Genomic DNA, 25718 nt, shown 5'->3' with positions numbered 1-25718 from the left:
ATGCCATGAACAATAGTAATAATAAGGATTGTTCCAATTTTGATCTGGATTCACTGATCAGAGAGAATATTTTAAAAGTGGATCCTTATATATCCGCAAGGACAGAACATGATAAAGAAAAAAATTCTATTTTCTTAGATGCTAATGAAAATTCTTTTGGATCTCCTCTATCCTTTTTGAACTCTTACAACAGATATCCAGATCCTTTACAGAAAGAATTGAAGGAAAGAATATCTGATTTAAAAAATATTTCTCCATCTAAAATATTTTTAGGAAATGGAAGCGATGAAATTATTGATTTGATTTATCGTATTTTTTCTCGTCCAGAAATAGATCATGCTATAATTTTTCCCCCTACTTATGGTATGTATGAAGTGAGTGGGAAAATACATGGTGTAGATATAATTAAAATTTCTCTCACAAAGGAAGAATATCAATTGAATTTGGAAAAAATAGAAAAATCTGTTAATCAACAAAGTAAAATAATTTTTATTTGTTCTCCAAATAATCCTACAGGGAACGATATAAAAAGAAAAAACATTGAAAATATTACAAAAAAATTTAAAGGAATTGTTGTTTTAGATGAAGCTTATATTGATTTTTCAGATCAAAAATCCTTATCCATAGAAATTAATAAATATCCAAATTTAATTATTCTACAAACACTTTCTAAATCTTGGGGGTTAGCGGGATTAAGAATAGGAATCGCAATTGCTTCTGAATCCATTATTCAATGGATGAATAAAATTAAACACCCATACAATATAAGTCTTCATTCTCAAGAGATAGCTATTAAAGCTCTTGAAAATAGAGATTTATTTTTTTATCATCTAAAAAACATTCTTTCAGAAAGAAAATACATGAAAGAATCATTAAGTAAAATTCCTATCATACGTAAAGTCTACCCTAGTTCTGCTAATTTTTTGCTAGTAAAAGTAAATTTTTATTCAAAAAATCTTTATCAATATTTAATGGAAAAAAAAATAGTTGTTAGAGATCGTTCGAAAATTATATTATGCAATAATTGTTTAAGAATTACAGTAGGAACTCACGAAGAAAATGAGTATTTAATAGATCAAATTAAAAAATACTCCAAAATAAAAATGTAATGAAAAAAATATTGTTTATTGATAGAGATGGAACTATTATACGAGAAACTCCGCCTACGTATCAAATTGATTCTATTGAAAAAATCAGTTTTTACCCAAAGGTTATATTTTTTTTGTCAAAAATAGTACAAGAATTAAATTATAATCTAGTCATGGTGACTAACCAAGACGGATTGGGAACAGATCAATTTCCTGAAAAAATATTTTGGCCAATCCATAATCACATTTTAAATATTTTAAGAACAGAAGGAATCAATTTTCATTCTATTCATATTGATCGAACTTTTCCAGAAGAAAAATCTTCAACTAGAAAACCTGGGGTAGGAATGCTCTCTACTTATTTACAATCGGATTTGTACAATATTTCTAAATCCTTTGTTATTGGAGATAGATTAAATGATGTTTTTTTAGCCAAAAACTTGGGATGTAAGTCCATATGGATTAAAGAAAATCATCATTATAAAAATCTAACAAAAGAAGAAAAAGATTATTTTTCTACTATAGAAGAAAAAGATATCAAAAAAACAATATCGTTAAAAACGGATAGTTGGGAAAATATTTATGAATATTTATCGTCTATTAATGATAAAAGGTTAGTCCATCAACGTACTACATTAGAAACAAATGTTAAAATATCCATTTTTCTTTATGGAAAAGGAAGATCTCATATACAAACAGGACTTGGATTTTTTGATCATCTTCTACAACAAATAGCATTTCACAGTTCCATAGATCTAAATATTCAAACAAAAGGAGATCTTTATGTTGACGAACATCATACAATAGAAGATACTGGAATTGCTTTAGGAGAAATATTTGATCAATCTTTAAATAAAAAAGGAATAGAACGTTATGGTTTCTATTTAATACCTATGGATGATAGTTTATCTACGGTGGCATTAGATCTTGGAGGAAGAAGTCAATTAGTATGGAAAGCAAGATTTTTTAGGGAAAAAATAGGAAAAGTTCCGACAGAGATGTTTTATCATTTTTTTAAATCTTTTTCTTTATCTGCAAAATGCAATCTATATATTCATGCTACAGGAAAAAATGAACATCACAAAATAGAATCTATTTTTAAATGCTTTGCAAAAGCCATTAAAATGGCAATAAGAAAAAATTATTTTAGTAAAATACCTAGTTCTAAAGGCCTTTTGTAAAAATTTTTAATGAAAAATTATGAAAACAATTATCATAAAATATCCTGCAGGAAATGTACAATCGGTTCTTTTTTCTCTGGAAAGGATAGGAGTACAAGCTATAGTAACAGATTCTATGGAATCTATTCAAAATGCGGAAAAAATTATTTTACCAGGAGTAGGAGAAGCTAATTGTGCTATGAAATATTTAAAAGAAAAAAAGTTGGATGTTGTTTTGTCTGAATTAGAACAACCTGTATTGGGAATCTGTTTGGGGATGCAATTACTTTGTAAATATTCAGAAGAAAGTAGTACTACATGTATAGGAATTTTTGATTTGTTGGTTAAAAAGTTTCAATCTAAGAACAAAAATGATAAAATACCTCAAATAGGTTGGAATACCATTCATAACCTCAAAGGTCCTTTATTTGAAAAAATTCCAGATGGAAGTTATCAATATTTTGTTCATAGTTATTATGCAACTTTGGGAAAATACACAACAGCAAAAACAGAATATATAGTTTCTTACAGTGCTGCCTTGCAAAAGAATAATTTTTATGCAGTCCAATTTCATCCAGAAAAATCTTCTTATGTAGGACATAAAATATTAGAAAATTTTATCCGATTATAAAAATAATTAATAATGAATATTATAATAGCTATAGATTTAATTGATGGAAAATGCGTTCGTTTAAAACAAGGTGATTTTAAAAAGAAAAAAATTTATAATCATGATCCACTAGAAGTCGCGTTTTTATTAGAAGATCATGGAATATCTAGACTACATTTAGTTGATTTAGATGGAGCAAAAAAAGGAAAAGTTGTACATTGGAAAATTTTGGAAAAAATAGCAAAACATACTAATTTAATCATAGATTTTGGTGGGGGAATTCATACTGAAGAGGACGTCCGTGCTGTATTTGAAAATGGAGGGCATATGGCTACTGTTGGGAGTATTGCTGTTAAAAAACCCATTTTTTTTAAAAAATGGGTTCATATTTATGGAGATGATAAAATTTTATTAGGAGTAGATGTTAAAAATAAAAAAATAGCAACTAATGGATGGACAGAATTTTTTGATATTCCATTTTTGGATTTTTTAGAAGAAAAAAATAATTGTGGAATCAAAAAAATCTTTTGTACAGATATATCTAAAGATGGTATTTTGTCTGGTCCTTCTTTTTCTTTATATAAGGAAATTATTCAAAGATTTCCAAACATTGAATTTATAGCAAGTGGAGGAATTAGAAATATAGAAGATATAGATAAATTATTCAATTTAGGTTGTAGAGGGGTCATTATTGGTAAAGCCATATATGAAAATCAGATCTCGTTATCAGAACTTAGGAATTGGAAAGAAAAAAATAATAATAACTAAATATGTTAGCTAAACGTATTATCCCTTGTTTAGATATTAAAAATGGAAGAACAGTAAAAGGAGTTAATTTTAAAGATTTAAAAGACGCTGGGGATCCAATTAAATTAGTTTGTTGGTATACGAAACAAGGTGCAGATGAATTAATATTTTTGGATATCACTGCTACAAATGAAAAACGTCAGACATTAACAAGCTTAGTAAGAGATATTTCTAGTCATATTAACATTCCTTTTACAGTTGGAGGAGGAATTCGAGAAGAAGAGGATGTAGAATTGTTGTTAAATGCAGGAGCAGATAAAATATCTATTAACACTGAAGCTTTTAAAAGTCCAAACCTTTTAGAAAGACTTTCTAAAAGGTTTGGAAGTCAATGTATAGTATTAGCTATTGATACAAAATATGAGGAAAATGAATGGTGGGTTTATTTAAATGGAGGGAGGATTTCTACTAAAACGAAGACACTAGATTGGGCTAAAGAGGGAGCTAATAGAGGAGCAGGAGAAATATTATTAACTTCAATGAATCATGATGGGACAAAAAATGGATTTGCTTTAGATATTACCAGAAAAATTTCCGAAAATATTTCTACTCCAGTAATTGCTTCAGGTGGTGCTGGAAATTTGGAAGATTTTTATAAAATCTTCCAAATTGGAAAAGCAGATGCAGCTTTAGCTGCCAGCATATTTCATTATAGAGAAATAGAAATTCCAAAGTTAAAATATTATTTAACCCGTTTTCATATACCTGTAAGAAATACAATGTGATTATGAAAAAAGAAAGTTTTCAAGAAAGAATGATCCATTTTAAAGATGGATTGATCCCTGTGATAATCCAAGATGCAAAAACAAATAAGATATTGATGCTAGGTTATATGAATCAAGAAGCCTATCAAAAAAGTATTCATGAAAAAAAAGTGACTTTTTATAGCAGATCTAAAAAAAGATTGTGGACTAAAGGAGAAGTCAGTAAAAATTATCTCTTTATTAAAGATCTATTAATAGATTGTGATGGAGATTCTTTATTGATTAAAGCAGAACCTACAGGTCCTATTTGTCATAAAGGAACAGATACTTGTTGGAAAGAAATTAATCAAAAAAATTTTTTATTTTCTTTGGAAGATTTAATTTCTAATAGAATTAACCAACAGAAAAAGAATTCTTATATATATCAATTATCAAAAAAAGGAATTAATAAAATATCTCAAAAATTAGGAGAAGAAGCTGTAGAACTTATTATTGAATCTAAGGATAACAATGAAAATTTATTTTTAAATGAATCTGCAGATTTACTTTTTCATTATCTCATTCTTTTACATAAAAAAGGTTTTTCTATACAAGATGTTATCAATGTTTTGGAAAATAGACACTCATAATACTGATCAAGGAATATTTAACATCTTATGAATTTGAAGAGAGATCCTCCATTTTGGATTCTTTTTTATGTAAGAAATTATTTTTGGAAGAATATCAACTAAATGAGTCCACTCAGGTTGTAGGAATAGGAAACAATTAGTGGTTTTTACATGAATAGCTTGTTCTTCTGCAAAAAGAAAATCTTTTTCATTAGAAATAATGATTTTTAATTCGTTAGTTTTTTTATAATTTTCTGCTAAAGGAAGTTTTATTTTTTTTGGAGAAATTGTGATCCAATCCATATACTTTTCTTTTATAGGATAGGAGCCTGAAGTTTCGACATGAATACGATATCCTTTTTTTTTCAAAATCTTGGTTAAAGGATATAAATCCCACATCATAGGTTCTCCTCCGGTAATTACAATGTTTTTGACTGTATGATTTTTATTTCTAATATTATCAATGATTTTATGAATTGAAATAAAATCATTTTTTTTTATTTCCCAGCTTTCTTTGGTATCGCACCAATCACATTTTATATTGCATCCTTCAAAACGAATGAAATATGCAGCTATTCCATAATAATGTCCTTCTCCTTGAATGGAATAAAAAAATTCTTTTATAGGAAAACTAATTTTTTTCATCCTTCCTGTTTAATGCAGCTATCAAAGTATTTTTTAATAACATAACACGAGTCATAGGACCGACTCCACCTGGAACAGGTGTTAGATAAGAAGCTTTTCCATAAACACTATAAAAATCAACGTCTCCTAGTATTTTTCTTTCATTTTTTGCACTATTTATTCCTACGTCTATAACGACAGCTCCTTTTTTAATCATTTTTCCTTTAAGAAACTCTGGAATTCCAACTGCTACTATTATTATATCAGCCTGTTTTGTGTAATATTCTATATTTGTAGTATGACTATGAGTCAATGTGACTGTACTATTTCCCGAATTACTTCTTCTGCTCATAAGAATACTAATAGGCCTTCCAACTATCCTACTTCTTCCAATTACTACAGTATGTTTTCCAGGTATTTTAATTTGATTTCTTTCCAAAAGAGTTAATATCCCTAATGCAGTTGCAGGAAAGAAAGATTTTATGTTTAAAGCCATTTTTCCAAAATTTTCAGGATGGAATCCATCTACATCTTTATTCGGATTGATAGATAAAATTACTTTTTCCTGATTGATATGTTTTTCAAGAGGTAATTGGACAATAAAACCATCTATTAATGGATTTTGATTCATTTTGTTTATTTCTTCCAATAATTTTTTTTCTAGACATCCTACTGGTAAATGAATTAAAGAAGATTTTATTCCTATATTTTTACACTCTTTTAGTTTGCTATTGACATATGTAATGCTAGATCTATTATTTCCTGTTAATATGATTCCAAGATGTGGAACACGTTTTTTTTTATTTAGTATATTTTTTTCGATTTCCTTGGAAATTTCTTCTCTTATTTCTATTGCTAATTGATTTCCATTTAATAATTTAGTCATCTTCTAATTTCTATTTCTTTTGTTAATTGAAGGAATTCTTTTACAGATAATTCTTCTGCTCTTTTGTTCAAAAATGGAATTTGATAAAAATTTGAAATATGGTTAAATAATTTTAGAGAATTTTTTAATTTTTTTCTTCTTTGATTAAAAGCTGTTTTCACACATTTAAATAATAAATCCTTGTTGCAAGAAAGAATTTCATTCTTCTTTTTGAAAGAAATAACTGCCGATTTTACATTTGGAATAGGAAAAAAAACTTGTTTTTTTACAGTAAAAAGATATTTTACATCATAAAATGTTTGAACCAAAACTGATAAAATTCCATAATTTTTTTCTCCTTCATGTGATGTAATACGTTTTGCCAGTTCTTTTTGAAACATGCCAATGCATTCTGGTATGTATTGATTGTATTTCAATATATGAAATATAATTTGAGAAGAAATTCCATAAGGAAAATTCCCAATAATTGCAAAATTATGCAAATTCATTTCTTCAGGATTCCATTTTAAAAAATCTTTATGAATGATCCTATTTTTAGAAATAGGAAAATTTTTTTTTAAAAAAGAAATTAATTCTCTATCGATTTCTATTAAAAAAACCTGATGACGACAATATAAATTCAACAAATATTGAGTAAGAATTCCTAATCCAGGACCTATTTCTACTACTGCATCATAATTTTGAAAAGAAAGATTTTTTACAATTTTCTTTGCTATATTTTTATCTTTTAAAAAATACTGATCAAATTTTTTTCTAATTTTAAAAGTAGACTTATGCATTTGCATTTTGCAAATATAGAAAATATTATTCGTATCTTGCTTTTTAAAAATTCAACAGGATTTTAGTTTCTTTTATGCTTAGAACCTCTTTCATACGAAAAAATAGAGAAAAAGTTTTATTAGGATTAAAAAAAAGAAATTTTCAAGAAATACACCTGATAGATGAGATACTAATTTTAGACGAAAAAAAAAAAATAGCTCAAAACGTACTGAATAAAATATTAGAAAAAGAAAATTCAATTTCTAAGAAAATAGGTCAAATTTTAAATTCTGGTAAAAATATTCAAATAGAATCTTTAAAAGAAAAATCTACTTTTTTAAAAAAAGAGAAGAAAAATGTTAATGTCAAACTAAGAGAAATTGTTCAAATTTTAGAAAGGAAATTAAATCAAATTCCTAATATTCCTGATGAAAAAATAAAAAATAATTCTGAAAAAGAAGAAAACGATATTATTTTTCAAGAGGGAAAAATTTATTGTCAAATTGAAAAACCTCTCACACACTGGGAATTATCAAAAAAATTTTGTTTATTCGATTCAAATTTAGGAACAAAAATATGTGGTTCTGGTTTTTCAGTTTATATAGGAAAAGGAGCCAAGTTACAAAGAAGTTTAATTCAATATTTTCTAGATAAAAATATACAAGCTTCGTATAAAGAATATAGTTTACCTTATCTTATAAATGAAAAATCTGGATACGCTACAGGACAAATTCCAGATAAAGAGAATCAGATGTATTTTATAGAAAAAGATAATCTTTATCTGATTCCCACCGGAGAAGTTCCTATTATGAATTGCTACAGAGATAAAATATTTACAAATGAAGATCTTCCTGTTAAAGCTACTACTTATACTTCTTGTTTTAGAAGAGAGGCAGGGTCTTATGGATCTAAAGTGAGAGGATTAAATAGATTGCATCAATTTGAAAAAGTGGAAATTATTCAAATTACCACACAAGATTCTTCTTCTTCTTCTTTAGAAGAAATGATTTTGCATGTAAAAACTATTCTAAAATCTTTAGATCTACCCTTTCGTCTTATTCGTTTGAATGGACCAGATCTTGGATTTTCTTCTTCTATAACTTATGATTTTGAAGTTTATTCTATAGCGCAAAAAAAATGGTTAGAAGTAAGTTCTATCTCTAATTGTAATGATTTTCAATCTAATAGATTAAATTTGAAATACAAAACTATTACAGGTCATGTTCATTTTTGTCATACTCTTAATGGGAGCGCTTTAGCTTTACCACGAATTATGGCTGCTTTATTAGAGAATCATCAAACTAAAAATAAAATTAATATTCCTCAAGTATTAGTTCCTTATACTGAATTTGATCATATCAAGTAAAAGTTGTGTTATGAAAGTGATTGAGCATATATCTAAAGCAAAAAAAACTTTATTCTCCTTTGAGATCTTACCTCCTTTAAGAGGAAATGATATTAAAGATATTTTCTCTACTTTAGATCCTTTAATGGAATTCAATCCTCCTTTTATTGATGTTACTTATCATAGAGAAGAATTTATTTATGTAGAAAAAGATAATGGTCTCTTACAGAGAAGAAAAATTTCAAGACGTCCAGGAACCGTAGGAATTTGTGCTGCTATTATGAATAAATATGGAGTAGATGCAGTTCCACATCTGATTTGTGGAGGGTTTAATAAACAAATGACAGAAAACGCTTTAATAGATCTAAATTTTTTGGGAATAGATAATGTTCTAGTTCTTAGAGGAGATCCTTTGAAATCTGAAAGTAATTTTTTTGCGAAAAAAGATGGACACAAGTATGCAGTAGAACTTGTTGAACAAGTTAAAGATTTAAATAGAGGAAAATATCTTGATAAAACTTTTGTTGAACGAAAAGAGTCTCCATTATTTGATTTTTGCATTGGGGTAGCAGGATATCCAGAAAAACATTTGGAAGCTCCGAACATTGAAAGTGATTTATTTTTTTTGAAAAAAAAAATAGAAGCAGGAGCGGATTACATTGTGACTCAAATGTTTTTTGATAATAAAGAATATTTTTCTTTTGTTAAAAAGTGTAGATCAGAAGGAGTCACTGTTCCCATTATACCTGGTATCAAACCTCTTTCTTCAAAAAAACAGTTAAACAGTCTTCCTTCTCGTTTTTATTTGAATATTCCTCACGAATTAGTGAAAGAAGTTGAAAAAGCGAAAGATAAAAAAGTGGTGTCTGATATTGGAATTGAATGGGCTATTCATCAATCTAAAGAACTAAAAAATTCTGGAGTAGAAGTGATTCATTATTACACTATGGATAGACCAGAAAACATTTATAAAATTATTCAATCTATTTATTAGATTAAATAAAGAGTTTCTTTAATGGCATTTATTATCTTTTTTTCATTTGGAAACCAATATTTGATCAAATTTGGAGCATAAGGAGCTGGAGTATCCAATAAAGTTATTCTGTTAATGGGGGCATCAAGATAATCAAATGCTTTTTTTTGTATGAAATACGAAACTTCAGAGGCTATAGATGAAAAGGGCCATGATTCTTCTAAAATTACTAATCGATTGGTTTTTTTTACAGAAAAAAGTATAGATTCATAATCCAATGGACGTATAGTCCGTATATCTATGACTTCTACACTAATATTTTCTTTTTCTAGTTTTTTTGCTATGTTTAAAGCCATTTTCATGATTTTTCCAAAGGAAACTAAACTGATATCAGTTCCTTCTTTTTTGATATCTGCTTTTCCAATAGGTAGAATATATTCTTCTTCTGGAATCATCATTTTATCACCATACATTTGTTCAGATTCCATAAAAATTACTGGATTATTATCTCTGATTGCAGACTTCAAAAGTCCTTTAGCATCATAAGGGTTACATGGGACGATCACTTTCAATCCAGGACAACTGGCATACCAACTTTCAAAAGATTGGGAATGTGTAGCTCCTAGTTGTCCAGCGGAACCAGTTGGTCCTCTGAAAACAATAGGAATATTCCACTGTCCTCCACTCATATAACGTATTTTTGCTGCATTATTAATGATTTGATCCATGGCAACTAAAGAAAAATTAAAAGTCATAAATTCAATAATGGGCCTGCATCCATTCATAGCAGAACCTACTCCTATTCCAGAAAATCCTAATTCCGATATAGGTGTATCAATGACTCTTTTTGGTCCAAATTCTTCTAACATTCCTTTAGAAGCTTTATAAGCTCCGTTGTATTGAGCTACTTCTTCTCCCATGAGATAAACAGAATCATCTCTTCTCATTTCTTCACTCATCGCTTCTGCTATTACTTCACGAAAAGTCTTTACTTTCATATGGATATGAATTTTTCATTTCAAAATAATATGGAAAAAGAAAGAAATATCTTTCTTTTCCTTAAGTAATAATTAATTTTTTTTCTCTCTTTCTTTTTGTTTTTTTAAATAATCTTCTTGTTTTTTCTCTAAATCAATTTTTTCATCTCTAGCCGCATTTATTGATTTATTCAAATTATTCAATAGTATATTTTTCTCCTTTAGTATCTGTAATTTTTCTTTTCCTAATTTTTTTTGATCCTCAAAGTCTTTTTGAGCTTTTATTTGTTCTGGGGTCCCAACTGTTTTAGATCTCATAATCATTTTTCTTCTTTTAACTTCATTCAAGATTTCCTTCTGATAATCTACCATTTTATAATATTCATCATAGTGTTTTTCACTATTTTTTTCTAAAGTTTGTATTTTTTCTTCTATTTCTTTGATTTTCATAGATAATTCCTCAGGATTTGTATCAGTGTCTAAAGGAACGTTTTCATTGTAAGGAGTTTCTGTAGGAGTAGGAGTTGTTGGAGGATCAGTAGGAGGGATTTTAGGAGAAGAAGAAGCAAGAGTAGGTGGTGGATCAGGAATTGAAGGAGTTTCTATCGTGGTAGGATTATTCACGTCAGAATCTTCTTTTCCAACGGGACTCGACTCATCATTACAGGATAAAATAAATCCTAATGCGAGAAAAATTGTTGGAATTAGAAATTTCACAGAAGTATTCATAATAAAAAATTTTAAATATTGCTAATAAATATATAAAAAAAATTATTACATATAAGAAGAATTTTATATATATTATTGTTATAACGAAAAATGAAAAAAACAGAAATATCCTTTCAAATTTGGGGTATTTGGTTACAATAGCAAGATTTATTCTATAATTTAAATTTTACTATGGATCAATTCATTAGATTAGCTATACGGGGAATATCCTTGAGTCAAATACAATCTGGGATATATGTTTTATTACTTGAAGAAGAATCTGGAAGAATTAAACTTCCTATTATTATAGAAAGTTTACAAGCTCAATCTATTGCTTCTGCTTTAGGAAAAAAAGATCCATCCAGATCTTTTACACATGATTTATTTCTCACTTTCGCAAAAGTATTTCATATTAAATTAAAAGCAGTTGTAATATATAAACTAGTAAATGGAATATTTTTTTCTTATATTCTATTCGAAGGTATAGAAGGTATAGAAGGAGAGGGAGAGGAGAAAAAGAAAAAAAGTGAAAAAATAGAACATAAGATAGATTCAAAAACATCAGATGCTGTTGCTTTGGCTGTAAGATTTCAGGCTCCTATTTATACAACCAGAGAAATATTTGACAAAGCTGGTATTTATTTTGAAAACGGATTTCCTATTGATAAAGAAAATGAACCTTATGAAACAGGGATCGAAAATAGTGGATTTCTTTTTTTTAAAGAAAAAAGTCAACAAGATTTGGAAAAAATGACTGAAAGAGATCTAAATGCTTTATTAAACCACGCAGTTATCAATGAATGCTATGAACTTGCAGCAAAAATTAAGAAAGAATTAGATAGAAGAGAGTGATTCTTTTTTATCGAATCTGATAAAACTGTAATTGTATAAATGGAATTTGTCTTTTTTATAAAAAAATTCATATATTTTTTTCCATTTTTTTGTATCTATTTTTGGGAATTTTGTATCTCCGTAAAATTTTTTATGAACTAATGTTAATTCTAATATATTTGCTTTTTCAATTGTAGAAGCATATATCTTTTCTCCTCCTATAACAAATATTCTTTCATTTTTTAAATAATCTATCTGTTTTACAGATGAGAAAATTTTTATTTTATTTTGATTTTTTATATTTTTTAAGTGTAATGATTTCATGAAATTTATTTTGTCTTTCGTTAATATAATATTTGTTCTTTTTGGAAGTATTTTTCCAATGGATTCGAAAGTTTTTCGACCCATTAAAACTGTTTCTCCCATAGTTAAATTTTTAAAACGTTTTAAATCATTAGGTAAGTGCCACATAAGTTGATTATTTTTTCCTATAAATCCGTTTTTTGAAACAGCAGCAATCAAAATAATTTTCATCATTATTTTAATTTTTTTTATATTTTTAAATATATGGATATTTCAATCAAATATGATCCAAAATCTGTGGAGAAAAAAAGATATAATTATTGGATGAAAGGAAATTACTTTTCATCTTACCCAGATGATAGAACTCCTTATACTATAGTGATGCCTCCTCCAAACATTACTGGAGTTCTTCACATAGGACATATGCTGAATAATACTATTCAGGATGTTTTGATTAGATGTGCTAGAATGAAAGGATATAATGCTTGTTGGATTCCTGGGACAGATCACGCATCTATAGCGACAGAAGCTAAAGTAGTTGATCAATTAAAAAAATATGGATTGTCCAAACCTTTTTTAGGAAGGGAAAAGTTTTTGCATTATGTTATTGAATGGTCAAAAAAACATAAAAATATTATTTTTGATCAACTAAAAAAATTAGGTTGTTCATGTGATTGGAATCGGACTCAATTTACAATGAACCAGAAATTATCTAAATCTGTATCAAAAATTTTTATAGATTTGTATGAGCATGGATATATTTATAGAGATTATCATGTTGTTAATTGGGATCCAAAAGCTAAAACGACTCTTTCTGATGAAGAAGTTATTTATGAAGAACGTATTGGTCAACTTTATTATTTAAAATATCAAATAAAAGGAGAAAAAGGAGAAAGAAATTATGTTACTGTAGCAACAACACGTCCTGAAACCATATTTGGGGATACTGCTCTTTGTTTTCATCCATATGATTCCCGTTATTTTCATTTGAAAGGGAAACATGCAAAAGTTCCAATAATTAATAAAGATATTCCTATTATACAGGATTCTTATGTAGACAAAAATTTCGGAACAGGATTTTTAAAGGTCACTCCAGCTCATGATAAATACGATAAAGATATAGCGGATAAACATAAACTAGAGATCGTTGATATTTTTAATGAAGATGCTACCTTAAATGAAAAAGGACTTCATTACAAAGGGATGAATCGTTTTAAAGTAAGAAAAAAAATTGTTGAAGAATTAAAACAATTGGGGTATTTAGTAAAGATAGAAAAATATAATCATAAAATAGGTTTTTCGGAACGTACTTTGTCGATAGTAGAACAACGATTATCTCTTCAATGGTTTTTAAAAATGAAAAAAATGGCTGTTCCAGCTATAGAAGCTGTAAAAAATGGAGATATTCAATTTTATCCCAAAAAATTGAATAAAATTTATTTTAAATGGATGAATCAAATTCGTGACTGGAATATATCTAGACAATTGTGGTGGGGTCATCGTCTTCCTGTATATTATTATGGGAAAAAACCTAATGATTTTGTGGTTGCAGAAAGTTTAGAAATAGCATTGAAAAAAGCGAGAAAAAAAAGCGAAAATTCATATTTAAGTCATAATGAAATATGGCAAGATTCAGATGTTTTAGACACTTGGTTTTCCTCTTGGTTATTTCCATTATCTGTTTTTGATGGAATTAGTCATCCTCATAATCACGAAATTTGTTATTATTATCCGACTGAAGATATAGTAACAGGATCGGATATATTGTTTTTTTGGGTGGCACGTATGATTATAGCAGGTTTATTTTTTCAAAAGAAAAAACCTTTCAAAAAGGTTTTTTTTACCGGAATTGTTAGAGATTCTAAAAATCAAAAAATATCAAAATCATTAAATAATTCTCCAAATCCTATAGATTTAATTAACCAATATGGAGCAGATGCTGTACGTATGGGTCTTATGTTGAAAACTAGTGCAGGAAAAGATTTTCATTTTGAGGAAAAAATATGTTTGCAAGGAAGGAATTTTTCAAACAAAGTGTGGAATGCTTTTCGTTTAATTAAAAGTTGGAAAATACAAAAAAATCAACATGTTCCTGATTCTTCTATAATTGCTATAAAATGGTTAAAAAATCGTTTTTATTATGTTTTGGAAATGTTTGAAAAACATTTTCAAGAATATAAATTTGATGAATCATTAATGATTTTATATAAATTTATTTGGTATGATTTTTGCTCGTTTTTTCTTGAAATTATTAAACCTATTCATGGAAATAATGGAAATAAATCTATTTCAAAAATAGAATATTTAAACACCATTATATTTTTTGAAAACATATTGAAATTATTACATCCATATATGCCTTTTCTTTCAGAAGAAATTTGGAATCTTATTGAAAAAAGAAAACCGGAAGAAGCTTTAATTGTTTCTTCTTGGCCTAAAAAAAAATCCTATGATTATGAAATTTTAGTTTCTTTCGAAAAGGTTACTCAAATAATATCTGAAATCCGCAATATTAGAAATAAAAGTAATATTCCTTATCAAAAAAGCCTTGTCTTGTTTACTATGAGAAAAAAAGAAGAAAAAGAATATAATCCTATCATATTAAAATTGGCTAATTTATCAGAAATTGTTTCTGTATTAGAAGAACCTAAAAATGAATCGGTATTTTCTTTTTTTTTAGAGACAGATCAATTTTTCTTATCCTTGGAAGATCAAAGCTATCATTCTAGTCATATGGATATTATTAGGATTGAAAAAAAAATTCAATATTTTCATAATTTATTATCTTTAATTCGAAAAAATTTATCAAATGATAAATATGTATCTTCTATACCAAAAAACCTTCTTTTAAAGGAAAGAAAAAAAGAATGTGATACATTGAAAAAAATATACCAACTCAAAAAGTATTTAGAATTTTTGAGAAAATGAAATGAAACAAAAGATAAATAAAGTTACCAATTTCCACTACCTCCTCCCCCTCCGAAATTTCCTCCCCCTCCAAATCCATCAAAACTATCTTCATCTTCATGATTATTAAAATTTTTATTTCTGAATAGAAAATCTGTTATAAGTAAATTATTTAATAATGAGGAATCTATTATTTTTTTTCTAGATAGTAAAAAAAGCATAACAAAAAAAACACTCATATAAATAAAAAAATTCCACATAGGAAGAACTTTCTTTTTTTGTTTTTTATGATGATATTGATTCTGAAGTGTTTGAAATACTTCCTGAATGCAGGAATCTATAGCTAGATAATAGAGATTATTTTTCAATATAGGTTTTGCTTTTTCTATAATTTTCGTAGTTAAAAAGTCTGTAATATAGGGTTCTATTCCATATCCATTTTGGATAGATATTTTTCTGTCATTGATAGATAATAATATGACTATTCCATTATTTTTATGAGATTTCCCAATTTTCCATTTTTCACCCCATTGAGCAGCTAAAAAATTTGGATCTTCTCCATGAAGATCCTGAATGATAGAAATAAGAATTTCTGTTGATGTGATTTTAGAGTATGAAATAAGTTTTTGATTTAGTTTTTCTATCTGTTTTTTGGATAAAACTCCTGTATAATCCTGAATAGGATATATTTTTTTTGGAGATTCAGGTATATTAAATTGTCCTTTTGCTAAATTTGTGTAAAAAAAAATTAAAATAATTAATTGAATAATTTTTCTCATGATTTTTTAGGGAATTGTTTTTCAATTCTTATTTGGAAAAATCTACAAAAGGAGATTTTTCTGATCCTATTTGAGATTGGAAATATCCTTTTTCTTGGAATTGAGAAAAAAAGTTTGCTATGATAATTTTTGGAAATTGATTTCTATAAGTATTAAAATGATTTACTTTATCATTAAATCGGTTTCTTTCTATATTAATACGATTTTCTGTTCCTTCTAATTGATTTTGTAATTCGTAAAAGTTTTTTGTTGACTTTAAATTTGGATAGTTTTCCACAACTAAAAGTAGTTTACTAACAGTATTATTTAATTTTTCTTGTGCTTGTTGAAATTTATTGATTTGATTTTGATTCAATTCATTTGGATTGATATTAATAGAAGTAGCTTTGGCTCTAGATTCTATGACTTGGATTAATGTATTTTTTTCAAAATTAGCAGATCCTTTTACTGTATTCACTAAGTTTGGAATTAGATCGGATCTACGTTGATAAACATTTTCCACTTGTCCCCATTGTGTTTTAATCCTTTCGTTTAGTTTTACTAGATGATTATATACATTAGATCCCCATAATCCAATTATAAATATAAGAATTAAAATAGAGTAAGTGGCTATTAGAAAATTTTTTCTCATAAAATATCTTATCTTAAAAAAATTTCTCGGCTTGAAAAAAAAAATTGACATTCTTTAAAAGCATTTTTCTCACTATCTGATCCATGTATAGCATTTTTTTCTAAAGAGGTAGCATACAGATTTCGTATAGTTCCTTTTTCAGCATTAATTGGATTTGTGTTTCCTATTAAAATTCTAAAGTCTCTTACGGCATTTTCTTTTTCCAATATGAAGGAAATAATTGGTCCAGAAGACATAAATTCTACCAAAGAATCGAAAAAATATTTTTCTTTATGTTCTTCATAAAATCTGATGGCTGATTTTTTAGAAAGTTCTGTCATTTTAAGCGCAATAATCTGAAATCCTGCAAAAACTATTCTGGATAAAATAGAGATGCTCTGTCCTTTCTTAACCGCATCCGGTTTGATAATAGAAAGAGTTATTTTTCCAAACATATATCATAGTTTTTTTTGTTGAAAAGAAAAACACATAAAATTAAATAAAGAAATTCAGAAATAAAAATTCCTGTATTTTCATCTAAAAATTAGAATTTATGAATTACAACAATAATAAAAAACCTAGTGATGATGAGGAACCCACTTTTGATTCATTTCGAAAAATAGTTTTAGATGATTATAAATTGGCTAAAATTAGTCGTGAAACCAGTCTTTTAGGAAGAAAAGAAGTTTTAAATGGAAAAGCTAAGTTTGGGATATTTGGTGATGGAAAAGAAATTCCTCAATTAGCTATGGCGAAAGTTTTTAGAAATGGAGATTTTAGATCTGGATATTATCGAGATCAAACGTTTATGATGGCTATTGGAGCTTTAACTGTAAGAAGTTTTTTTTCACAATTGTATGCTCATTCAGATTTAGAAGCTGAACCTATTTCATCTGGAAGAATGATGACAGCACATTTTGGAACACGTTTTCTAAATTTTGATGGAACTTGGAAAAATCTTATTCAAGAAAAAAATTCTAGTGCAGATATTTCTTCAACAGCTGCTCAAATGCCGAGATTATTAGGATTAGCACAGGCGTCTAAAATTTATAAAAAACTAAAAAATTTAAAAAAAACACATAAAATATTTTCTCGTGATGGAAACGAAGTTGCGTTTGGAACTATTGGGAATGCCAGTATTTCAGAAGGATTATTTTGGGAAACTTTAAATGCGGCTTCCGTCTTGCAAATTCCTATTATTCTATCTATTTGGGATGATGAATATGGAATCTCTGTTCCTAATAAATATCAATTTTCTAAACAAAATATTAGTGATCTTTTATCTGGGTTTCATAGAAACAAAAAAGAAAAAGGAGTGGAAATTATTCGTGTGAATGGATCCAATTATATGGATCTTACAAAGACGTATGTTATTGCAGAAAAAGTGGCTCGTTATGAACATGTTCCAGTCATAATTCATGTCACAAATTTAACTCAACCGCAAGGACATTCTACTTCTTCTTCACATGAAAGATATAAATCAAAAGAACGTTTGGAATGGGAAATGAATAATGATGGAATAAAAAAATTTAGAGATTGGATTTTGAATTTTCAGTTCAATAAAAAAAATAAGTTACAAAATTTAGCCAATGTTTGTTGTTTAGATCAAATAGATATAGAAGCTAAAGAATATGTTAAAAATGAACAAGAAAAAGCTTGGAAAGCGTTTCAAAAACCAATTATTGAAATTAAAAATGAAGCTGTGAACATTTTACAAAAAATGCAAAACGCTTATTCTAACAAAAAATGGATTAATAAATATGTTAAAAAATATATTCAAAAATTGCATGATAAAACTAAAAATTTTACCACAAAAAAATCAATATTTCGTATTACACGAAAAATTTTATATCTACTATCTGAAGTAGAATCAGATTCAAAATATTGTTTGATCAAATGGATTAAAAAAAAATATGATGAAGAACAAGAAAATTATTCTTCTCACCTATATAGTATTTCCGAAAAATCTTCTGTAAAAAGAACAGAAGTTTTTCCTGTGTATAAGAATAACAGTTTTGAAGTAGATGGAAGAATTGTTTTAAGAGAGAATTTTGATAAATTATTAGAATTATATCCTGATCTTTTAATATTTGGAGAAGATGTAGGAAAAATAGGAGATGTCAATCAAGGATTGGAAGGGTTGCAAAAGAAATATGGAAAAACTCGCATTTTTGATACGGGAATACGTGAATCTACTATTCTTGGTCAGGGGATTGGTCTTTCTATGCGTGGACTTAAACCTATAGTCGAAATTCAATATATAGATTATATTTTATATGCTTTACAGATCATGAGTGACGATCTTGCTTGTTTGCAATATAGAACAAAAGGAGGACAAAAAGCCCCTGTAATTATTAGAACTAGAGGTCATCGTTTAGAAGGAATATGGCATTCAGGCTCTCCTATAGGAGGGATTATTAATTATTTAAGAGGAATTTTAGTTTTGGTTCCAAGAAACATGGTAAAAGCTGCTGGTTTTTATAATACTTTATTATCTGGAGATGATCCAGCTTTAGTTATTGAATGCCTGAATGGATATAGAATAAAAGAAAAATTACCAGAAAATTTAGGTTTTTTTAGAACTCCTATTGGAATAGTGGAAAGAACAAGGAAAGGGAAAGATATAACCATGGTAACGTATGGTTCTACATGGAGAATTGTAAATGAAGCAGCAGAAGAATTGTATAAAATTAATATTGATTCAGAAGTGATTGATATTCAATCTATTTTACCTTTTGATTTACAAAAAGACATTGTAAAAAGTTTACAAAAAACTAACAGACTATTAATTATAGATGAGGATGTTCCAGGTGGAGCATCTGCTTATATTTTACAAAAAATATTAGAAGAACAAAACGGATATTATTATTTAGATAGTCCTCCTGTTACGATTACGGCTAAAGAACATCGCCCCCCTTATGGATCAGATGGTGATTATTTTTCAAAACCTTCTGTTGAAGATATTGTAGAAAAAGTATTAAAAATCATGCATAATAGTTAGAAAAGGAAGTGTTTTATTATAACAATTCTTATTAAAACATAATAATCATTTATTATATTTGTTTTCACTAATTTTTTTTACTTTATGAAAATAGAAAAAACCCTACAATCAAGGATTGGAAAAATAGATTTTAACAATATTTCCTTTGGAAATCAGTATTCAGATCATATGTTTTGTTCTGAATACAAAGATGGAAAATGGAAAAATTCTATTATTAAGCCTTTTGGGAATATTATGTTTTCTCCTATTTCTCCTGTTTTTCATTATGGACAAGCTGTTTTTGAAGGAATGAAAGCTTATAAAGATAAAAATGAAGAAGTTTTTTTATTCCGTCCAGAAGAAAATTTCAAAAGAATAAATAGGTCTGCTATTCGTTTGGAAATGCCTACTATTCCAAAAGATATTTTTATGAACGGACTGAAGAAATTAATAGATCTAGATAGAAATTGGATTCCTAAAAATTATGGACAATCTTTATATATTCGTCCTTTCCTAATTGCAACTAATGGGGTCTTGTCTGCGAAACCTTCTAAAGATTATATGTTTATGATTATATCTACTCCTGCAGATTCCTATTATAAACATCCTTTGAAAATTAAGATAGAAGAAAAATATAGTCGTTCTGCAGCAGGAGGTGTTGGATTTACTAAAGCTGCTGGAAATTACGCTTCTTCTTTCTATCCTACTAGATTAGCAAATGAAGAAGGATTTGATCAAATATTGTGGACAGACTCTTCCACTCACACAATGATAGAAGAATCAGGAACTATGAATGTTTTTTTTTGGTTGAAAAACAAACTTATCACTCCAAAAGCTAATGATAATATATTAAGTGGAATAACCTGTAAAAGTATTATTTCTTTAGCTGAAAAAGAAGGATTTTATGTGGAAGAGAAAAATTTAAGTGTTTTAGAAATCATAAAAGGATTGCAGGGAGGAGACTTAAAAGAAGCTTTTGGCTGTGGAACAGCTGCTGTAATAAATTGTTTTAAAATAATTAGTTATCAAGGAAATAATTTTTCATTACCAGATATTCCAGAAAAAGAACGAATATCTTTTCGTTTAAAAAAAAGTTTATTGGATATTCAGCATAATTTATCGGAAGATCCTTTCGGATGGAGGGTTCAATTAAAAAAATATTCATAAAAAATCATTCTATGAATGATCATTTTCAGTCTATAGAGGAAATAGCAAAAGAATCCATATCTGTTTTATATAAACTGACCCCTTGTCCTGAATTAGATTTTCAATATACAAAAAAAGAATATTCAGGAGATCTTACTTTGGTTTTATTTTCTTTGTCTAAAAAGTTAAAAAAACCTGCAGAACAAATAGGAAAAAACATAGGAAATTATATCCAAAGTAAATTAGATGGGTTGATTCAATTTTCTATTATTGAAGGGTTTTTAAATTTCATTTTTCATGATAGTTATTATATTTATCTTCTTCAAAAAATGTTGAATACAGATTTTTATCATTTAAAATTCCCATCTAAAAAAATTATGATAGAGTACTCTTCTCCTAACACTAATAAACCTCTTCATTTAGGACATGTTAGAAATAGTTTGATTGGATCTTCTATAGCTAAAATATTAAAAATGGTCGGACATAAAATAATAAAAATTCAAATTATTAATGATAGAGGAATACATATCTGCAAATCTATGATAGCTTGGATAAAATTTGGAAAAGGAGAAACTCCTGACAGTATTAAAATGAAAGGAGACCATTTTGTAGGAAAATATTATAGTTTGTTTGATAAGATTTATCGTGAAGAGATTAGAAAAATAGATCAAAAAAATGAAATGACAATATTGATAGAAGCTAGAGATCTATTGAAAAAATGGGAAAGTGGAGATCCAATTACTAGAGATATTTGGAAAAAAATGAATAAATGGGTTTACAACGGTTTTGAAGAAACTTATCGAAAATTGGAAATAAGTTTTGATGAAATAGAATATGAAAGTAACGTATATAAAATAGGAAAAAAAATTATCAAAAAAGGCCTTGAAAAAGGAATTTTTTTTCAAAAAATAGATGGTTCAATTTGGATTGATTTGATTCAAGAAGGTTTCGATCAAAAACTTTTGTTACGATCAGATAAAACTTCAGTATACATGACTCAGGATCTTGGAACAGCTGTAGAACGTTTTAGAAAATATAACATAGACCAGTTAATCTATATTGTGGGAAAAGAACAAGATTATCACTTTCAAATTCTTTTCGCTATATTAAAACATTTAGGATATACATGGGTAAATAAATTATTCCATTTATCATATGAAATGGTATATTTGCCAAGTGGGAGAATGAAATCTAGAGAAGGAAATGTGATAAATGCAGATAGTCTTATTTTAGAAATGTATTCTATTGCAAGAAAAAATTTTCTAAAAAAATATTCAAAGTCAAAAGAAAAAGGAGAAAAAGAAAAATCCGCTGAAATTATAGGACTAGGAGCTCTGAAATATTATTTTCTTAAAATAGATCCGAGAAAAAAAATTATTTTTCATCCTGAAAAATCTATAGATTTTAAAGGAAAAACAGGAACATATATTCAATATACTTATTCCAGAATTCGTTCTTTGGAACGAAAGTTTTTCGATTTATGTTCATTGTTGAATTTTTGTTGGTCAAATATTAAATTTGATATATATGAAAAAAATATGATTAAAATTCTTCAAAGATATCCATTGATCTTAAAAAAATCAGTATTTAATTTAAATCCTTCATTGATAGCAAATTACGTTTATGAAGTTTCTAAAATTTTTAATCTTCTTTATCAAAACAAAAAATTAATAGATCCTTCCAATGTTATTCATAGTAATATTTGTATGAATATTATTCATGTTACAGGAAATGTTTTAAAATCTGGAATGAATTTATTAGGCATTAAAATGCTTGATCGTATGTAAAAGTAAAAAATGAACATTTATGTTTGAACATTTACAAAATAAATTCGATAAGGCTCTTCAAATCTTGAAAGGAGATGATACAATTACAGAAATTAATATTGCATCTTCTATGAAAGAAATTGGAAAAGCGCTTATTGATGCAGATGTTAATTATAAAATTGCTAAAAATTTTATTCAAAAAGTTAAAGATAAATCTATTGGAAAAAAAGTACTTACTTCATTAAATCCAAAACAGATCATTACAAAAATAGTATATGATGAGTTGGTTTCCCTCATGGGAAGAAAAAGTATAGAAATGAATTTATCTAAAGATCCTTCTGTAATTTTAATTTGCGGATTGCAAGGGAGTGGAAAAACTTCTTTTTCTTCTAAACTTGCTTTTTTCTTAAGAAAAAAAAACAAAAATCCTTTATTAGTAGCTGCAGATATTCATCGTCCTGCAGCTATAGATCAACTGAAATTTCTTGCAGAAAAAATAAATGTTCCTGTTTTTTCTTTAAAAGAAAATAAAAATATTATAGAAATATTAGATCAATCTATTCTTTATGCATCTAAAAAGAAAAGAAATGTAATTATTATTGATACAGCTGGAAGACTGGCTATTGATAAAATCATGATGAAAGAAATAGTAAATATTCATCAACATTCTAACCCAGATGAAACTTTATTTGTTGTAGATGCAATGACAGGACAAGATGCTATAAATACTGCTCAATCTTTTTCGAGGAAATTGAATTTTGATGGAATTGTAATGACGAAGTTAGATGGAGATAGTCGAGGTGGAGCAGCTATTACCATGTCTAGCGTTGTGGGAAAACCTATTAAATTTATTAGTAATGGGGAAAAAATAGAAGATTTGGAAGTTTTTCATCCTGATCGAATAGCCAATCGAATTTTAGGAATGGGAGATATAATTTCTTTGGTTGAAAAAGTGCAAGAGCAATTTAACGAAAAAAAAACTAAAAAAATTTATCATAAAATTTCAAAAAATCGTTTCAATTTCAATGATTTATTAGAGCAAATTCAACAGGTCAAAAAGATTGGAAATATAAAAAACATTATTTCAATGATTCCTGGAGTTGGTAGGTATTTTTCCTTAGATGGAGTAGGAAATCAAAAAGATTCCTTCAAAAAAATAGAGTCTATTATTCATTCTATGACACCTGATGAAAGAGATAATCCAAAATTACTTGTTGATATTAAAAGAAAAAAAAGGATATCCAAAGGATCTGGAATAACATTGAATCATATAGATGTTTTTTTAAGACAATTTTATGACATAAATAAAATAATGAAGAAAATTAATGCCAACTCAGAACAACAAATTATAAAAAATTTTATATCTAAAATGATGAACAAAGAAAATGGTTTTTAATTTGGATTAATTTTAATTAAAATTTTCTTTTATTGAAAATATTTTTAATTTTGTTCGTTGAATATTTTCAAAATCCCAATAGGAGGAATATTCCGTTTGGAATTTGACATGAGTGAAACATGATGAAAGGTTTTTTAAATAGAGATAGGTTTTTGAACATTTTAGAAAATGTAAAAAATTGGGATGTTATCATTATTGGAGGAGGATCTACAGGGTTGGGAATTGCTTTGGATTCTGCTTCCAGAGGATATAAAACTCTTCTTTTAGAGCAGTCGGATTTTTCTAAAGGAACTTCAAGTAGGAGTACAAAATTAGTTCACGGAGGAATACGATATTTGGCTCAAGGAAATATTAAATTAGTTTATGAAGCTTTGCAAGAAAGAGGTTTGTTGTTAAAAAATGCTCCTCATTTAGTTAAAAAACAAAAATTTATTATTCCAATTTTTAGTTGGAAAATGGGAATTTTGTATTGGACAGGTTTGAAATTATATGAATGTCTATCTGGGGCATTGAGTTTTGGAAAGTCAAAATTTCTATCCAAAAATGAAATAATTAAAAATTTTCCTGAAATTAAAACTGATAAGTTAAAAGGAGGTATTTTATATTATGATGGTCAGTTTGATGATGCTCGTTTAGCTATTAATTTAGCACAAACTTGTGTTCAACAAGGTGGAATTTTATTAAACTATTTTCAAGTCAAAAATCTTATAAAAAAAGTTGGAAATAAAATATCTGGAGTTGTAGCTTATGACCTTGAAACCAAGAAAAAATATTCTATTTACTCAAAAACCGTTATAAATGCCACTGGAGTTTTTTCTGATTCCATTTCAAGAATGGATGAATCAGAAAGCCCTATTTTAATAAAACCTAGTCAAGGAACACATATTGTATTAAATAAATCTTTTTTTAGCAGTTCAAATGCTATAGTCATTCCAAAAACTTCGGATGGAAGAATTTTATTTTGTGTTCCATGGTATGACCATGTTTTAGTAGGGACTACAGATACTTTTCTAGAAAAAAGTGTTCTTGAACCAAAACCTTTGGAAGAGGAAATAGATTTTATTTTACAAACTTTTAATAAATATTTTGTTTTCAATCCAAAAAAAAGTGATATACTCAGTGCTTTTTCTGGATTACGACCTCTTTTTATTCCTAATAATTATTCTTCTACGACTAAAACAAAAGATATTTCCAGATCTCATAAACTTATGATTAGTTCTTCTGGATTAATAAGCATTATAGGGGGAAAATGGACTACATATAGAAAAATGTCGGAAGAAGCTGTAAATAAAGCTGTTGAAATAGGAAAACTAAATAAAATGCCTTCTGTAACAAAAAATCTTAAGATTTATGGATCAAATTCTTCATATCAAAGTCAAAATAATCATTGGAATAAATATGGAGAAGATGAATATCATATAAAAAAATTAATTGAAGAGAATCCATTGTTAGGAACCCCATTGATATCCCAAAATACTTCTTGTTATTATTGTACCGAAGCAGAGGTTATATGGATGGTTCGTTATGAAATGGCTAGAACAATTGAAGATGTTTTGGCAAGAAGGTTACGTTTGTTATTTTTAAATGCAAAAAAAGCAATAGATATAGCACCAAGAGTGGCCACATTAATGGCTAAAGAACTTTCTCGAGATGAAAAGTGGGAAAAATCACAAATAGCTGCTTTCAAAGAGTTAGCTATGCGGTACTATTATCCGGTCGTTTGATGGAGTTGTAATACCTTATTCTCATCA

Annotated in this window: 24 protein-coding genes; 15 read left to right on the top strand and 9 right to left on the bottom strand. The window is 27.4% G+C overall.

Annotation, left to right across the window (positions count from 1 at the left end):
• Window positions 1–5: 5 nt before the first annotated feature.
• Genes hisC through hisIE form a run of 6 tightly spaced genes read left to right on the top strand, consistent with a single transcriptional unit; the run spans window position 6 to window position 4998 of the window.
• Window positions 6–1109 (top strand): histidinol-phosphate transaminase, encoded by a 1104-nt coding sequence (gene hisC / locus H0H47_RS01035; RefSeq protein ID WP_185866191.1) that lies wholly within the window; start codon window positions 6–8, stop codon window positions 1107–1109.
• The gene (hisB, locus tag H0H47_RS01030) at window positions 1109–2269 is read left to right on the top strand and encodes a bifunctional histidinol-phosphatase/imidazoleglycerol-phosphate dehydratase HisB (RefSeq protein WP_185866190.1); all 1161 of its coding nucleotides are present in this window, start codon (window positions 1109–1111) and stop codon (window positions 2267–2269) included. Before hisC ends, hisB begins: the two co-directional genes overlap by 1 nt.
• A gap of 19 nt (window positions 2270–2288) precedes the next feature.
• A complete protein-coding gene (hisH, locus tag H0H47_RS01025; RefSeq protein ID WP_185866189.1) occupies window positions 2289–2879 on the top strand; it encodes an imidazole glycerol phosphate synthase subunit HisH in 591 nt (196 codons plus the stop codon).
• 12 nt (window positions 2880–2891) lie between these two features.
• Window positions 2892–3626, top strand: coding sequence for a 1-(5-phosphoribosyl)-5-[(5-phosphoribosylamino)methylideneamino]imidazole-4-carboxamide isomerase (gene hisA / locus H0H47_RS01020; RefSeq protein WP_185866188.1), 735 nt, complete (start codon window positions 2892–2894; stop codon window positions 3624–3626).
• A gap of 2 nt (window positions 3627–3628) precedes the next feature.
• A complete protein-coding gene (gene hisF, locus H0H47_RS01015; RefSeq protein WP_185866187.1) occupies window positions 3629–4390 on the top strand; it encodes an imidazole glycerol phosphate synthase subunit HisF in 762 nt (253 codons plus the stop codon).
• A gap of 2 nt (window positions 4391–4392) precedes the next feature.
• Entirely contained in the window at window positions 4393–4998 is a 606-nt protein-coding gene (gene hisIE / locus H0H47_RS01010) for a bifunctional phosphoribosyl-AMP cyclohydrolase/phosphoribosyl-ATP diphosphatase HisIE (protein WP_185866186.1), read from the top strand.
• Between the two features lie 6 nt (window positions 4999–5004).
• Here hisIE and H0H47_RS01005 read toward each other — a convergent pair whose 3' ends face one another.
• From H0H47_RS01005 to rsmA, 3 genes are read right to left on the bottom strand one after another with little or no spacing between them, the layout of a single operon-like run.
• Complete coding sequence (locus H0H47_RS01005) at window positions 5005–5622, bottom strand: 7-carboxy-7-deazaguanine synthase QueE (RefSeq protein WP_185866185.1); 618 nt, start codon at window positions 5620–5622, stop codon at window positions 5005–5007.
• On the bottom strand, window positions 5609–6487 hold the full coding sequence (locus tag H0H47_RS01000; protein WP_185866184.1) for a bifunctional 5,10-methylenetetrahydrofolate dehydrogenase/5,10-methenyltetrahydrofolate cyclohydrolase: 879 nt from the start codon (window positions 6485–6487) through the stop codon (window positions 5609–5611). Before H0H47_RS01000 ends, H0H47_RS01005 begins: the two co-directional genes overlap by 14 nt.
• Window positions 6484–7272, bottom strand: a complete 789-nt coding sequence (gene rsmA, locus H0H47_RS00995; protein WP_185866183.1) for a 16S rRNA (adenine(1518)-N(6)/adenine(1519)-N(6))-dimethyltransferase RsmA — start codon at window positions 7270–7272, stop codon at window positions 6484–6486. The genes H0H47_RS01000 and rsmA overlap by 4 nt, the downstream gene beginning before the upstream one ends.
• 68 nt (window positions 7273–7340) lie before the next feature.
• Between rsmA and serS the strand changes: the two genes are divergently transcribed.
• On the top strand, window positions 7341–8612 hold the full coding sequence (gene serS, locus H0H47_RS00990; RefSeq protein WP_185866182.1) for a serine--tRNA ligase: 1272 nt from the start codon (window positions 7341–7343) through the stop codon (window positions 8610–8612).
• Between the two features lie 10 nt (window positions 8613–8622).
• Window positions 8623–9585: a methylenetetrahydrofolate reductase [NAD(P)H] gene (metF, locus tag H0H47_RS00985; RefSeq protein WP_185866181.1), complete on the top strand. Its 963-nt coding sequence runs from the start codon at window positions 8623–8625 to the stop codon at window positions 9583–9585.
• Here the strand turns inward: metF and H0H47_RS00980 are convergent.
• Both H0H47_RS00980 and H0H47_RS00975 read right to left on the bottom strand, forming a co-directional pair.
• Window positions 9582–10562 carry a pyruvate dehydrogenase complex E1 component subunit beta gene (locus tag H0H47_RS00980; RefSeq protein ID WP_185866180.1) on the bottom strand — a complete coding sequence of 327 codons (981 nt, stop codon included), beginning with the start codon at window positions 10560–10562 and terminating at the stop codon, window positions 9582–9584. The two genes, metF and H0H47_RS00980, sit on opposite strands and share 4 nt — an antisense overlap.
• Before the next feature lie 72 nt (window positions 10563–10634).
• Complete coding sequence (locus H0H47_RS00975) at window positions 10635–11270, bottom strand: hypothetical protein (RefSeq protein WP_185866179.1); 636 nt, start codon at window positions 11268–11270, stop codon at window positions 10635–10637.
• Window positions 11271–11441: 171 nt separating this feature from the next.
• On the opposite strand from H0H47_RS00975, the gene H0H47_RS00970 reads away from it, so the two are divergent.
• A complete protein-coding gene (locus H0H47_RS00970; RefSeq protein WP_185866178.1) occupies window positions 11442–12101 on the top strand; it encodes a bifunctional nuclease family protein in 660 nt (219 codons plus the stop codon).
• On the opposite strand, the gene H0H47_RS00965 is transcribed toward H0H47_RS00970, so the two are convergent.
• Window positions 12084–12617: a dihydrofolate reductase gene (locus H0H47_RS00965; RefSeq protein WP_317168679.1), complete on the bottom strand. Its 534-nt coding sequence runs from the start codon at window positions 12615–12617 to the stop codon at window positions 12084–12086. The two genes, H0H47_RS00970 and H0H47_RS00965, sit on opposite strands and share 18 nt — an antisense overlap.
• A 30-nt stretch (window positions 12618–12647) precedes the next feature.
• Here H0H47_RS00965 and H0H47_RS00960 point away from each other — a divergent pair, with 30 nt between their 5' ends.
• The gene (locus H0H47_RS00960; protein WP_185866177.1) at window positions 12648–15311 is read left to right on the top strand and encodes a valine--tRNA ligase; all 2664 of its coding nucleotides are present in this window, start codon (window positions 12648–12650) and stop codon (window positions 15309–15311) included.
• Window positions 15312–15334: 23 nt separating this feature from the next.
• On the opposite strand, the gene H0H47_RS00955 is transcribed toward H0H47_RS00960, so the two are convergent.
• The 3 genes from H0H47_RS00955 to ndk are packed head-to-tail and all read right to left on the bottom strand — an operon-like array spanning window position 15335 to window position 17134.
• Entirely contained in the window at window positions 15335–16069 is a 735-nt protein-coding gene (locus H0H47_RS00955; RefSeq protein ID WP_185866176.1) for a TPM domain-containing protein, read from the bottom strand.
• Between the two features lie 28 nt (window positions 16070–16097).
• The gene (locus H0H47_RS00950; protein WP_185866175.1) at window positions 16098–16700 is read right to left on the bottom strand and encodes a LemA family protein; all 603 of its coding nucleotides are present in this window, start codon (window positions 16698–16700) and stop codon (window positions 16098–16100) included.
• An 8-nt stretch (window positions 16701–16708) separates the two neighbouring features.
• Entirely contained in the window at window positions 16709–17134 is a 426-nt protein-coding gene (gene ndk, locus H0H47_RS00945) for a nucleoside-diphosphate kinase (protein ID WP_185866174.1), read from the bottom strand.
• A gap of 98 nt (window positions 17135–17232) precedes the next feature.
• Between ndk and H0H47_RS00940 the strand changes: the two genes are divergently transcribed.
• The 5 genes from H0H47_RS00940 (at window position 17233) to H0H47_RS00920 (ending at window position 25691) form a co-directional block, all read left to right on the top strand.
• Window positions 17233–19680: an alpha-ketoacid dehydrogenase subunit alpha/beta gene (locus H0H47_RS00940; RefSeq protein ID WP_185866173.1), complete on the top strand. Its 2448-nt coding sequence runs from the start codon at window positions 17233–17235 to the stop codon at window positions 19678–19680.
• A gap of 84 nt (window positions 19681–19764) precedes the next feature.
• On the top strand, window positions 19765–20826 hold the full coding sequence (locus H0H47_RS00935; RefSeq protein WP_185866172.1) for a branched-chain amino acid aminotransferase: 1062 nt from the start codon (window positions 19765–19767) through the stop codon (window positions 20824–20826).
• Between the two features lie 11 nt (window positions 20827–20837).
• Entirely contained in the window at window positions 20838–22592 is a 1755-nt protein-coding gene (gene argS / locus H0H47_RS00930; protein ID WP_185866295.1) for an arginine--tRNA ligase, read from the top strand.
• A gap of 19 nt (window positions 22593–22611) precedes the next feature.
• The gene (gene ffh, locus H0H47_RS00925) at window positions 22612–23967 is read left to right on the top strand and encodes a signal recognition particle protein (RefSeq protein WP_185866171.1); all 1356 of its coding nucleotides are present in this window, start codon (window positions 22612–22614) and stop codon (window positions 23965–23967) included.
• A 119-nt stretch (window positions 23968–24086) separates the two neighbouring features.
• Window positions 24087–25691 (top strand): glycerol-3-phosphate dehydrogenase/oxidase, encoded by a 1605-nt coding sequence (locus H0H47_RS00920; RefSeq protein WP_185866170.1) that lies wholly within the window; start codon window positions 24087–24089, stop codon window positions 25689–25691.
• The last annotated feature ends 27 nt before the right edge of the window (window positions 25692–25718 follow it).

The sequence above is a fragment of the Blattabacterium cuenoti genome, assembly GCF_014252075.1.
Classification (GTDB): Bacteria; Bacteroidota; Bacteroidia; order Flavobacteriales; family Blattabacteriaceae; genus Blattabacterium; species Blattabacterium cuenoti_AC.
This window is presented reverse-complemented; position numbering and strand designations above follow the sequence as displayed.